The sequence below is a fragment of the Myxococcus sp. AB025B genome, assembly GCF_006518215.1.
In the GTDB taxonomy this organism is placed as follows: Bacteria; Myxococcota; Myxococcia; order Myxococcales; family Myxococcaceae; genus Myxococcus; species Myxococcus fulvus.
In genome coordinates, this window is record NZ_SRLW01000003.1 from 78,698 (window position 1) to 90,465 (window position 11,768).

At 71.1% G+C, this 11,768-nt stretch carries 7 protein-coding genes; 2 read left to right on the forward strand and 5 right to left on the reverse strand.

Annotated elements, in window-relative coordinates; genetic code table 11:
• Positions 1–69 precede the first annotated feature (69 nt).
• Positions 70–3,117, reverse strand: coding sequence for a tetratricopeptide repeat protein (locus FL311_RS01115; RefSeq protein ID WP_141322935.1), 3,048 nt, complete (start codon positions 3,115–3,117; stop codon positions 70–72).
• The gene (locus FL311_RS01120; protein ID WP_228556607.1) at positions 3,114–3,911 is read right to left on the reverse strand and encodes a transcriptional regulator; all 798 of its coding nucleotides are present in this window, start codon (positions 3,909–3,911) and stop codon (positions 3,114–3,116) included. Before FL311_RS01120 ends, FL311_RS01115 begins: the two co-directional genes overlap by 4 nt.
• Before the next feature lie 636 nt (positions 3,912–4,547).
• On the opposite strand from FL311_RS01120, the gene uvrA reads away from it, so the two are divergent.
• Positions 4,548–7,091 (forward strand): excinuclease ABC subunit UvrA, encoded by a 2,544-nt coding sequence (gene uvrA, locus FL311_RS01125; protein ID WP_141322937.1) that lies wholly within the window; start codon positions 4,548–4,550, stop codon positions 7,089–7,091.
• A gap of 38 nt (positions 7,092–7,129) precedes the next feature.
• Positions 7,130–8,029 carry a glycoside hydrolase family protein gene (locus FL311_RS01130; protein WP_141322938.1) on the forward strand — a complete coding sequence of 300 codons (900 nt, stop codon included), beginning with the start codon at positions 7,130–7,132 and terminating at the stop codon, positions 8,027–8,029.
• Positions 8,030–8,044: 15 nt separating this feature from the next.
• Here FL311_RS01130 and FL311_RS01135 read toward each other — a convergent pair whose 3' ends face one another.
• The 3 genes from FL311_RS01135 to FL311_RS01145 all read right to left on the reverse strand — a co-directional run.
• Positions 8,045–9,415, reverse strand: coding sequence for a DNA/RNA non-specific endonuclease (locus FL311_RS01135; protein WP_141322939.1), 1,371 nt, complete (start codon positions 9,413–9,415; stop codon positions 8,045–8,047).
• Positions 9,416–9,535: 120 nt separating this feature from the next.
• Positions 9,536–10,096, reverse strand: a complete 561-nt coding sequence (locus FL311_RS01140; RefSeq protein WP_141322940.1) for a gamma-glutamylcyclotransferase — start codon at positions 10,094–10,096, stop codon at positions 9,536–9,538.
• 480 nt (positions 10,097–10,576) lie between these two features.
• Positions 10,577–11,768: M28 family metallopeptidase (locus FL311_RS01145; RefSeq protein ID WP_141322941.1), on the reverse strand; the 1,192-nt coding region annotated here is incomplete at its 5' end.

Consider the following 11,768-nt stretch of genomic DNA (forward strand, 5'->3'; position numbering starts at 1 on the left):
GCCGCGTCGCTCACGAAGGCGGTCGACCGCCCCATGGGACTCGACCTGGTGTTCTTCGGAGCGCGACCGCTACTCTCGACAGAGTCCCAGTTCGGCCCGCGCCTCGCGCGTCTCCAGGGCGTAGGCCTTGCTCCAGGCGCCCAGCTCCTCCCACGCGCGCCTCGCCTGCTCGCAGCCCTCCTCCACCGCGCCCGTCAGCCGCAGCGCCCGCGCCAGGCGACGACGCACCCTGGGCACTCGCGCGGAGACCACCTGGCGTTGCGTGAGCGATGCCAGCGCCGTGCGCAGCGGAGGGAGTGCCGCCGCGGGCTGGCCTCGCGCGAGCTGGACGTCTCCCAGGAGGAGCAGCGCCTCGATGCGCTCGGATGACGAAGGCCCCAGGTCCTTCTCCATGCCCACGAGTGCCTGCTCCACGTGACGCTTCGCCTCGTCCACCTGCCCCAGGAAGAGGAGCGCGTCCGCGAGGGCTCGCAGCCCCGTTGCGTCCACCTCGCCCTTCGCGACGAGCGGCTGCTGGAGCGCGACACCTCTCGCATGGACACCTCGCGCTTCCTCCTGGCGCCCCAACAGCCGCAGCAGCCGGCCCACCTCGTGGAGGTCCAGGGCCACCTCCGGATGCGCGACACCGTAGACCTGCTCCCGGTGCGCCAGGACGCCTCGCGCGTGGGTGAGCTCCCACGCGCGCTCGCCCTGCTCGCCCAGGACCCCGAGCCGGTTCGACGCCAGGCCCATCAACACCGGGCTGTCGGCGGCCACGCTCTTCCGTGCCACCGACCAGCTCTCCTCCGCGGCCTCGCGTGCCTGGGCGCCGTGCCCCCACTCGAAATGGACGAGCGCCAGGTTCGACCAGGCCCGGGCCACCGAGAGGTTCGCATCCCCCAACGTGTGACGGAGGATGTCGAGCGCGCGGTGGAGGACGGCCTCGGCCAGGGCCAGCTCCCCCAGCATCGCCAGCGTCCCGCCCAGGTTCACCAGGGCACGTCCGGTGTCCCGGTGCGTCGGTCCGAAGTACGCCTCGTGGAGCCGCACCGACTCCTGCTGCCAGTGCCTCGCCTCCATGAAGCGCCCCTGCTTCCGGGCGAGCATGCCCAGCCGTCCGCTCAACTCCGCGTGCGCATGCGTCCGCCCCTTCGCGCTGGCGGCCTCCAGCGAGGCGCGCAGCAGCGGCTCGGCCTCCGCGAAGCGCCCCTCCTGCTCCAGCAGCTCCGCCTGCACGTGGTCCAGCAGCGCATCCAGTTCGGCGTCCCTCAGTGACTCCGCCACGGCCCTCGCGCGATGGAAGTAGGGCCAGGCCTCTTGCGTGCGCCCCAGGCTGTACCCGTGCAACCACGCCTGGGACTTGAGCACCCGCCCGAGCACGCCCAGGTGTCGCCCCGCCTCGGCCGCCAGCGAGCCCTGGGCCAGGGACTTGCGGGCCTCGTCGAACGCCCCCGCGTCCTCCTGCAGGAACGCACAGAGTTGATGTGCCTCCGCTTCGAGCGGCCGGTGACGCGTCGCGAGCGCGCGCTCCCGCGCAGGCAGTGCAATCTTGAGCGCCTCGGGCGTGTGGCCCGCGAGCAGCTCCGCGTTCGCGCGCGCCAGCTCCACACGTACCGCGTCCACCTCCGCGCGAGCCTTCGGGTCCTGCGGAAGGGAGACCGCCTCCTGCAACGTGCGCACGTCCGCGCAGTGGACCACGCCGCCAAGCGACGTCCCGAGCCCGAAGCCTCGCTCCACCGTCCGCGCGTCCGCGCCCTGGAGCGCCACCGTCAAGCGCGACAGCTCGTCCAGGCGCTGGTCCAGACACGTCATCCGCAATCCCAGCGCCGCCTCGGACTGCTCGCCGAAGACCCGCGTCGCCTCGCACGCGGATTGATGCGCGTGCGTCCAGTCGCGGGTCCACCGGTCCAGCGAAGAGGCCACGGCCTGGAACGAGGCCTCCGCCGAGGCGTCCCCCGTCCGCAGGAAGGCCTGATACACCGACTCGCGCACGGGCACGTCCCAGACGCCCACGAGGTGCCGCTCGCTGCCATGACAGACCTCGCTGGAGTCCTTCGAGGACGGCCCCAACACGAGGAACCCCAGGCCCACCAGTCCACCCGCGAGCACGGCCACGGCGGCGCTGCGCTTCCAGGCGCCGACCTCGCGCGAGAGGTGTGCACGGAGGACCTCCATGGACTCGAAGCGTCGCGCCGGGTCCACCGAGAGCCCTCGTCGGACCACGGCCACGAGCCACGAGGGCAGCCTGCGTTTCTCGGGACGCACCTCCATGCGCCGCATGGACGCCAGCAGCTCGTCGCGCGTGTTGCCCTCGAAGGGGCGCTGTCCGTTGAGCGCCTCGTAGAGCGCGACGCAGAAGGAGAACTGGTCCGAGCGCGCATCCCCGCGCTCGCCGCGGAGCTGCTCCGGCGAGGCATACCCGGGGGTCCCCAGGAACACGCCCGTGAGGGTGAGCGCCTCGCCGCCGGTGACGGCGGGGCCTTCCGCCCGAGAGGACTCCTGCGCCGCCGCGTTGGACAGACCGAAGTCGGTGATGCGCACCTGCGCGTCACGCGTGAGCAGGACGTTGTCGGGCTTGAAGTCGCGGTGGGTGATGCCCAGCGCATGCGTGGCCGCGAGCCCATCGGCGGCCTGGACGAAGCGCTCGAGAATCTCCCGGCGCGTGCGCGTCTTCCCCGCGAGCCACTGGCGCAGCGTGCCGCCCTCGACCAGCTCCATCACCAGGAAGAGCTGGCCCTGGAACTCACCGACGTCGTGCAGGTGGGCCACGTGGGGGTGCGACAGCCGGGCCATCGTGCGGGCCTCTCGCTCCAGTCGCTGACGTGCCTGACCGAGAGAGCCCTCCCCGAGCCTCGTGAGGTTCAGCAGCTTGAGCGCCACCTTGCGGTCCAGCTCCGGGTCGTAGGCCGCATGGACGCGGCCCATGCCTCCCTCCCCCAGGAGCCCCAGCACCACGTAGCGCCCCACGCGCGTGCCCGTTCCGACCGACGGCGGAGGCGTCCCCAGGCCACTCAGCGCGGCGAGCACGCTCCGACACTCCGAGCACCCCGCGACATGCTCGCGGACGCTCGTCGTGCGCTCGGGGTCCAGCTCACCCCTCGCGTAATCGGAGAGCGTGTTCTCGTCGGGACAGCTCACGGCCTCGCCTCCAGCAGGCCCGAGAGGCTCAAATCCAACCGGCCTTGGATGGCGCGCATCAGGCTGTCCACCTCCGGCTCGGGCAGCGACAGGCGCTCGGTGAGCGCGCGTCGCGTGCGCTTCTCCAACAGGGACTGCACCGCGGAGAGCCGGCGGGAGAGCGTGGACTTGTGCAGGCCGAACAACGCGCCCATTCGCTCGAGTGACAACCGCTCGACGAAGTGCAGGCGCAGCAGCTCGCGGTCCTCGTCATCCAGCGACGCCACCGCCCGGACGAAGGCCGCGCGCACGTGCCCTCGGGCCTCCTCGCGGACGAAGCCCAGCTCCAGGCCTCCAGGCGCGGGATGCGCGGCGAGCACCTCGGCATCGACCAGCGGTTCGTCTCCGAGCGCCTTGCGCATCCGCAGCGCGAGGCGCACCGCGGAGATGCTCACCCAGTGCAGCAACGGTCCCGAGCCCGCGTAGCCGAGCAGCCGGGAAGGCGCATCCGGGCGAGGCATCAGGAGGTTGGCGCGCAGCACCTGAAGCACCTCATCCACGAACACGGGCGAGGGATGGATGCGCGACAAGGGGACGTGCAGCTCGCGGAAGACCTCCTGCTCCAGCAGCGCACGGGCCGCGGGCACGCCCTCCGCGCACGCGAGCGCGAGCGCGAGGTCCCGGCTGTGCAGTCGCTCCAGCGTGAGCATCGGGTCCGCGGCGCGCGAGAGCAGCGCACCGAGATGTCGCGCGAAGGAACGCGACTCCGGGGCGGCAACACCGAGGGCCGTGGCCTCGGAGACAGCGCGCGCCACGGCCTCCCAGGCTCCTGGTGATTCGCGAAGCCGTGCGGCGGACAGCTCGCCAGCGGACCGCAACACCGCATCGAACGGCTCGGAGTCAGCCCCATGCATTCCAAGCACTCCTGTCATCAAAGCCGCGAGTCGACGGAGCCAGGGCCTCGCGCATTCAGACCTCGCGCACGAAGGATGAACCGGGGTCCACGCCACCGAAAAATACCACGGAGGCCCAGGGCCTTCGAACGTGGCGTCTTTCTCCGCGGGGCTGAGCCCCGCTCGCGTCCCACGGATGAAACGACCCACACTCCAGGAGAAGCGTCTCGCGACTCCGAAGACGGCAGGAAGGCGAGCCGGGCCCAGACGCGAGTCCCCACGAGCAACACCTCAGGAGATGCTTCGCTCCGAGCCACCACTCGGGGGCTTCGCCTCCGTCTGGTGCCCCCTCGGGGGGCACCCGTCCAACGGGCCTCATGCACCGCCTGAGGTGTGGCCCACCTGGACCGCCCCGTCTGACAACCCGCTCGCAGGGCCGCCCGTCTCCGGTGAGCCTCACGCACCCGGGGCCATCTCACGAGGCTTCGTCGCTCCCCCGCTGTTCGTTGCTCCCTCCCGACACCAGATTCGGTAGGACCCCCGGCAGGAGCCCACTTCATGAGCCGACCCCGCCGTCCCTCCCATGCAGGCACGCCCAGCGACCGCCCGACAGGCTTCGTCCGCGTCCGTGGCGCCCGGGAGCACAACCTCAAGAACGTGGACGTGGAACTGCCCCGCGACGCCCTGGTGGTCTTCACCGGCGTCTCCGGCTCGGGCAAGTCCTCGCTCGCCTTCGGCACGCTCTACGCGGAAGCCCAGCGACGCTACTTCGAGTCCGTGGCCCCGTACGCCCGCCGGCTCATCGACCAGGCGGGCATCCCGGAGGTGGACGCCATCGAGGGCCTCCCGCCCGCGGTGGCCCTCCAGCAACACCGGGGCGCGCCGACGACGCGCTCGTCCGTGGGCAGCGTGACGACCCTGTCGAACTCGCTGCGCCTCCTGTACTCGCGCGCCGGCACGTACCCGGCGGGCCAGCCCCACCTGGACTCGGACGCGTTCTCCCCCAACACGCCCGCGGGCGCCTGTCCGAACTGCCATGGCCTGGGCCGCGTGTACGAAGTCACGGAGCGCTCGCTCGTCCCCGACGACTCGCTCACCATCCGCGAGCGGGCCATCGCCGGCTGGCCTCCCGCGTGGCACGGGCAGAACCTGCGCGACATCCTGGTGACGCTCGGCTACGACGTGGACCGCCCCTGGCGCGAGCTGCCCAAGAAGGACCGCGACTGGATTCTCTTCACGGACGAGCAGCCCACCGTCCCCGTCTACGCGGGCTTCACGCCGGCCGAGACGCGCCAGGCCCTCAAGCGCAAGTCGCCCCCCAGCTACATGGGGACCTTCAGCAGCGCGCGACGCTACGTGCTCCAGGCCTTCGCCACGACGCAGAGCCCGCTCATCAAGAAGCGCGTGTCCCAGTACATGGAGAGCGGCGAGTGCCGCGTCTGCCACGGCAAGCGGCTGCGTCCCGAGTCCCTCTCCGTCACCTTCGCGGGCCTGGACTACGGCGAGCTGTCCCGCCTGCCGCTCAAGCGCGTCGACACGCTCCTGCGCCCCTTCGTCGATGGCACCGCGCCGGGCCTGAAGAAGCTCACCCGCGAGCACCCGGAGAAGGCGCTCGTCACCGAGCGCATCGCGAAGGACCTGGTGGAGCGCCTGCACGTCCTGATGGAGCTGGGGCTGGGCTACCTCTCCCTGGAGCGCGCCACGCCCACGCTCTCTCCAGGAGAGCTCCAGCGGCTGCGGCTGGCCACCCAGGTGCGCTCCAACCTGTTCGGCGTGGTGTACGTGCTGGACGAGCCCTCCGCGGGCCTGCATCCGGCGGACACCCAGGCCCTGCTGCGCGCGCTCGATGCGCTCAAGGGCTCGGGCAACTCGCTGTTCGTGGTGGAGCACGAGGTGGACGTCATCCGTCACGCGGACTGGGTGGTGGACGTGGGCCCCGCCGCCGGCGAGAAGGGCGGCGAAATCCTCTACAGCGGCCCGCTGGACGGGCTCCAGCACGTGCAGGGCTCCCAGACGCGGCGCTACCTCTTCGGCGAGCAGACCGCGCGCACGCACGCGCCTCGCGAGCCCAAGGGCTGGCTGCGACTGAAGGACGTGTCGCGCAACAACCTGCACGGGCTGGACGTGGACTTCCCGCTGGGTGTCTTCACCACGGTGACGGGCATCTCCGGCTCCGGCAAGTCGAGCCTGGTGAGCCAGGTGCTGGTGGAGCTGGTCGCCACGCACCTGGGCCACGCGCCGCCCGAGGAGGACGAGGAGGGCGAGCCCCTGGAGCGCTCCGAGGTGAAGACCACGGGCGGCCGCATCGTCGAGGGGATGGAGGGGCTGCACCGGATGGTGCGCGTGGACCAGAAGCCCATCGGGCGCACGCCGCGCTCCAACCTGGCCACGTACACGGGCCTGTTCGACCACGTCCGCAAGCTCTTCGCCGCCACGCCCGCCGCGCGCTCGCGCAAGTACGACGCGGGCCGCTTCTCCTTCAACGTGGCCAAGGGCCGCTGCGAGACGTGCGAGGGCGAGGGATTCGTGAGCGTGGAGCTGTTGTTCCTGCCCAGCGTCTATGCGCCCTGCCCCACCTGCCATGGCGCCCGCTACAACGCGAAGACCTTGGAGATCCGCTACCGCGGCAAGAACATCGCCGAGGTGCTGGGCATGACGGTGGACGCGGCGCACGCCTTCTTCACCGAGGAGCCCCACGTGGCCCGCGCGCTCGGCGTGCTGCGCGAGGTGGGCCTGGGGTACCTGCGCCTGGGACAGCCGGCCACGGAGCTGTCCGGCGGCGAGGCCCAGCGCATCAAGCTGGCCACCGAGCTGCAGCGGCCGCAGCGAGGGCACACGCTCTACGTCCTGGACGAGCCCACCACGGGCCTGCACCCCGCGGACGTGGACAAGCTGATGACACAGTTGGAGGGCCTGGTCGACGCGGGCAACACCGTCATCCTGGTGGAGCACGACATGCGCGTCGTCTCCGCCAGCGACTGGGTCATCGACATGGGCCCGGGGGCGGGAGACGAGGGTGGGAGCATCGTCGCGGCGGGCCCTCCCGCGAAGCTCGCCCGTTCATCGACGAGCCGCACCGCGCCGTTCCTCACACTAGGATGACCGTCCCCAAGCGCCCTGACGGGCGGAGGTGACGGTTCATGAGACGCTGGCTCGCGCCGTTCTGCATCGCGTTCGTCCTGCTGCTGGGCTGCGACCCGGCCGACCCCATCAAGCCGGGCCGGCCCTCCACGGAGACGGACGCGGGCACCCAGCCGCCGCTCACCAAGAGCGTCAAGCGCGGCCTCGCCTTCGACCTGGCCACGCCCGAGGACCTGGCCGCGGTCTCCTCGGGGGTGAGCTGGTGGTACAACTGGAGCCCCCAGCCGCACGCCAACGTGCCCACCGACTTCCGCACCCGCTACGGGATGGATTTCATCCCCATGCTGTGGAACGGGAACTTCGACGCCGCGCGCATCGAGCAGATGCTGCGCGCCAATCCCCACATCCAGTACCTGCTCCTGCTCAACGAGCCCAACCTGACGGACCAGGCCAACATGTCGCCGCAGGCCGCCGCGCGGCTGTGGCCCCGCTATGAGAGCGTCGCCACCAACACCGGCGTGAAGCTGGTGGGCCCGGGGATGAACTGGGGGACGCTCGCCGGCTACTCGGACCCGGTGGTGTGGCTGGATGCCTTCTACGCCGCATATCGCGCGGAGAACGGCAACCGGGAGCCGCGCATCGATTACCTGGCGTTCCACTGGTACGACTACGGGCTCGACGGGCAGCTCAACCGGCTGACGAAGTACGGCAAGCCGTTCTGGGTCACCGAGTTCGCCAACTGCCACCAGCAGCGGGACGGCGCGCAGATCGATTCGGTGGCGAAGCAGAAGGCGCAGATGACGGAGATGGTCGCCGTGTGCGAGCGGCGCGCGGACGTGTTCCGCTACGCCTGGTTCACCGGCCGCTGGACGAATGACCCGTGCTTCGCGAGCCTGCTGGGCCCCAACGGCGTGCTCAACGAGCTGGGCCAGCACTACCTCTCGCTGCCCGCGCAGTGAGCGGGTGCTGGAGGCTCAGCGCCGCGTCAGCAGCGTCATGGACTCGTACTTGCTGCCCTCGAGCTGGAACGCGCCGGGGGCCTTCGAGTCCTTCTCCAGCTGGTTCTGGATGTCCTTGGGGAGCTGGGCGTACAGGTCCTGACCGAGCAGTTGCTCGATGCGGTCCACCGGCACGCGCGCGTCCTCCAGCAGCGGGACGATGGCCTCCTTCTTCGAGGGGCCGTCCTTCAGGTTCGGCACCATGTACGCGAACATCGTCAGGTTGCCGTTGGGCAGCTCCAGCAGCACCGTCTTGAAGTTGTGCGTGGGGACGGCGATCTTCCGGTCCTTCGCGCCCGTGGTCTCCACCTGGTCCTTCGGCAGGGGCTTGCCCTTGTCGTCCAGGAACAGGTTGCCCGTCACGATGTAGGCCTTGCCGCCCGTCTCCTCCACCAGGCCGTGGATGGCCTTCTCCAGCGTGCGCCACACCTGCTGGTTGTGGTTGCCGTACTGGGGCGCGATGTTGGTCATCTGGTGGCTTTCGTTCATCGCCTCCTGCGTGGGCGAATCCTCCGCGGGCTTCATGTGCCCGCGGTCGAAGCCGGTGTTGTTGTAGTCCGAGTCCGTGATGCCCGTGAGCGGCAGCGACGGGTCGCGCACGAAGGTGCTCTTGTTGCGGTTCACCTCCACGGGCGTCTCGTGGATGTCCGCGGCGGAGAGCATGTGGCTGACGAAGGTGGGCAGGTTCTTGCCCTCGTCCAGCATCAGCCGCGAGTACTGCTTCACCATCTCCAGGCCCTTGCCCGCGCCCCCCTGGGGGCGGAGCGGGTCCACCTCGCCGGCGGCCTCCGCGACGCGGCTCTGGAAGGCGGCCATCTGCTGGTCGGGCACCCACTTCGTGCCGTCCACCTGGTTGGCCTTGGACTTCTGGATGTAGGCCGCGAGCTCTTCCTGGCTGACCTTGCCGTCGCCGTTGCCGCCCAGCAGGTCGGCGCGCTTGGCGAGCCCGTCCTGCCACTTCGGGTCGAAGGCATCCACCTTCACGGAGCCGCCGGCCTCGGTGAGCTTCGCGTCGAGCGCGGCGCGGCCCTGCTGGAGCGCGGTGGAGGTGAGGTAGCGGCCGTCGGTGGGCGCGGTGAGGTAGGCCTGGATTTCGGCCGCGGAGACCTTGCCGTTGCCCCCGCGCGTCTTGGTGCCCGCCTGGTCCGCCGCCTTCAGCAGGCCCGCCTCCCAGCTCTGGTCCGTCCAGCCGAACCTGGTCTGCAGCTCGGTGATGGAGACCTCGCGGGCGCTGGAGCGAGCCCAGGCGCTGGTGTCCTGGGGCTTGAGGCCATTGACGGGCGCGGACTCGGTGGACACCGAGGGCGACGGGGTGCTGGCACGAGAAGTGGGTCGCAGCGTCGTCATGGCGGTGACTTCCTTGGGCCGACCAGGGGCTGGCGCGGAGTGAGGCCCGGCACCTCTATCGTCGGCCTGACGCGGCGCCCGGTTGCGTCATGGCCCCACATTTCTGTCACGAAGTCGTGACTACGGCTTCTTGCCCTGGGACGCCTGGACGGTCCGTGCGTCCGCCTTCGCCTGCTGGAGCGTGCCGACGATCTGCGCCTCGGCCTGGAGGCGCTCGACGTAGTCGGCGGCGAGCCCCGCGCGCTCGGCGGCCAGGGCCAGCGTGACGAGGAAGGCCTCGCTGATGGGGCCCTGGGGGGAAGGGGTGGCCCTGGGCGGGGGCGTGAAGGCGTGGGCGGAGAGCAGCGCGCCGGTGGCGGTGCGCACCTTGACGGGGCGGGAGGTGGAGGCCTCGGCGATCACCGATTCCAGCCGGCTCACCGCGTCCCACGCCTCCGGGGAGAGCCGGCGCAGCACGCCGGGGAGCTTCTTGCCCGGGGCATCCACCAGCCGGGCCACCTTGCCGCCCCAGGCCAGCGAGGGCACGTCGTAGACGACGTCCACGTCCAGGGCCTCGACCCGCTCTCCTTCCGGCAGCGCGGGCAGGGCCGGCAGCCCCGGCAGGCGCTCACGCGCCGTCACCGGGGACAGGTCGACGGAGTAGGCGAACCAGGAGCGCGGCGAGGGCGTGGCGGCGGGCATGGTGTCGAGTCTCGACGGGGCGAGGCCCCGGGACAAGCCCCAGTGGGTGTGGGCCGGGGCGTCGGGCGCGAAGCCCGGTGGGGTGAGCGCCAGGGTCGTGGACCCGCAGCGACGACGCATTCCGGCGCAACACCGGGCGAGCGCACTACCGGGCGGAGGGCGTCAGCGAGGACGCCTTCCGGGGCTACACCTGGCGAGCGCGCCACCGCGCGAGGGCGTCAGCGACGACGCCTTCCTGGGCCACACCTGGCGAGCGCGCGACCGGGCGAGGGCGTCAGCGACGACGCCTTCCGGAGCACCACTGGCGAGCGCACTACCGGGCGGAGGGCGTCAGCGACGACGCCTTCCGGAGCACCACTGGGCGAGTGCGCCACCGTGCGGAGGGCGTCAGCGACGACGCCTTCCGGAGCACCACTGGGCGAGTGCGCCACCGTGCAGAGGGCGTCAGCGACGATGCCCTCCGGGACGAGGCAAGGAGGGCTACTCCTCGGTCGTGCGGTTCGCGGCGAGCTCGATGACGTTGACCATCAGGTCCTTCACGCGACGGGGCTTCTCGCCACCGTTGTCGCGGAGGATGAGGTCGATGTCGTCCTCGGGCTCGTGGTACTCGGGGATGAGGTCGCCGCCGCCCTTCGGGTTGGACAGGCCCTCGAAGAGGAAGAGCACGTCCTCGCCCTTGCGGCCGAAGACGGCGCCGTCCTGACGGTCCCGGTACATGTTGATGTCGCGGTTGATGCGGTCGAACGGGTCCGGCAGCTGCGCGTTGGCCTGCTCCACCACGTCGCGGAAGTAGTTCGCCTGCCCGCGGCGGTCCGTGTCGACGACGGACAGGCGCTGGTCATCCCAGCGGCCCACCATGTCCACGTTGATGACGCCGGTGATCTGCTCGGTGCCCAGGCCCGGAATCGGGTGGTCCACGAAGTACTGCGAGCCGACCAGGCCCTTCTCCTCGGCGCCCGTCCAGATGAACAGCACGGAGCGGTCCAGCTCGCCGCGCTTGGCGGCCTCGGCCAGCTCCGGCACCGCCGCCATCAGCACCGCGCTGCCGGACGCGTTGTCGTCCGCGCCGTTGTGGACGTTGCCCCGACGATCCGTGCCCACGTGGTCCAGGTGGGCCATCACCACGATGACCTCGTCCTTGTGGGGGCCCGAGCCCGGCAGGAGCGCCATGGTGTTGACCGCCTGCCCGGACTCCGTCGCCAGCGAGCGCAGCTCCTCGACACTGCGCAGGCCGCCGTCGCGCGCCGGCGCGAGCGGCTGGCCCTCGGCCTTCATCGCGCTCTCGTACTTCTTGTTGAGCATGGCCAGCGTCTCCTGGGGCATGCCCTCCTCCAGGTAGAAGCCCTCCTCGAAGAGCTTGTGGCCGAACTCCTTGTGCGCCTTGTGCCCCTCGCCGCCGTGCACGTGGTTCTCGCCCGGGTTGCCCAGGAACGAGTACACGTCGAAGCGCTGCTGGTACGGGTTCTCGGGGCTGTTCACGTTGGGGCCGACGAGGCCGTACTTCTCGACGTGGGCCTGCACGTAGGCCGACGCCGCGTCGAGCCCCGGCGACGGGCTGTCACGCCCCTGCAGCTCGTCCGAGGCCAGGTACGCGATGTGCGTCATCGGGTCCGAGTCCGCGACGTTCGGCGTGGGCTCGGTGGGCGTCTCCGGCGTGGGCTCCACCGGGCCC

Coding starts and splice junctions, on each gene's coding strand:
- uvrA (WP_141322937.1), top strand. CDS start 4,548: ATGAGCCGACCCCGCCGTCCCTCCCATGCAGGCACGCCCAGCGACCGC.
- FL311_RS01130 (WP_141322938.1), top strand. CDS start 7,130: ATGAGACGCTGGCTCGCGCCGTTCTGCATCGCGTTCGTCCTGCTGCTG.
- FL311_RS01135 (WP_141322939.1), bottom strand. CDS start 9,415: ATGACGACGCTGCGACCCACTTCTCGTGCCAGCACCCCGTCGCCCTCG.
- FL311_RS01140 (WP_141322940.1), bottom strand. CDS start 10,096: ATGCCCGCCGCCACGCCCTCGCCGCGCTCCTGGTTCGCCTACTCCGTC.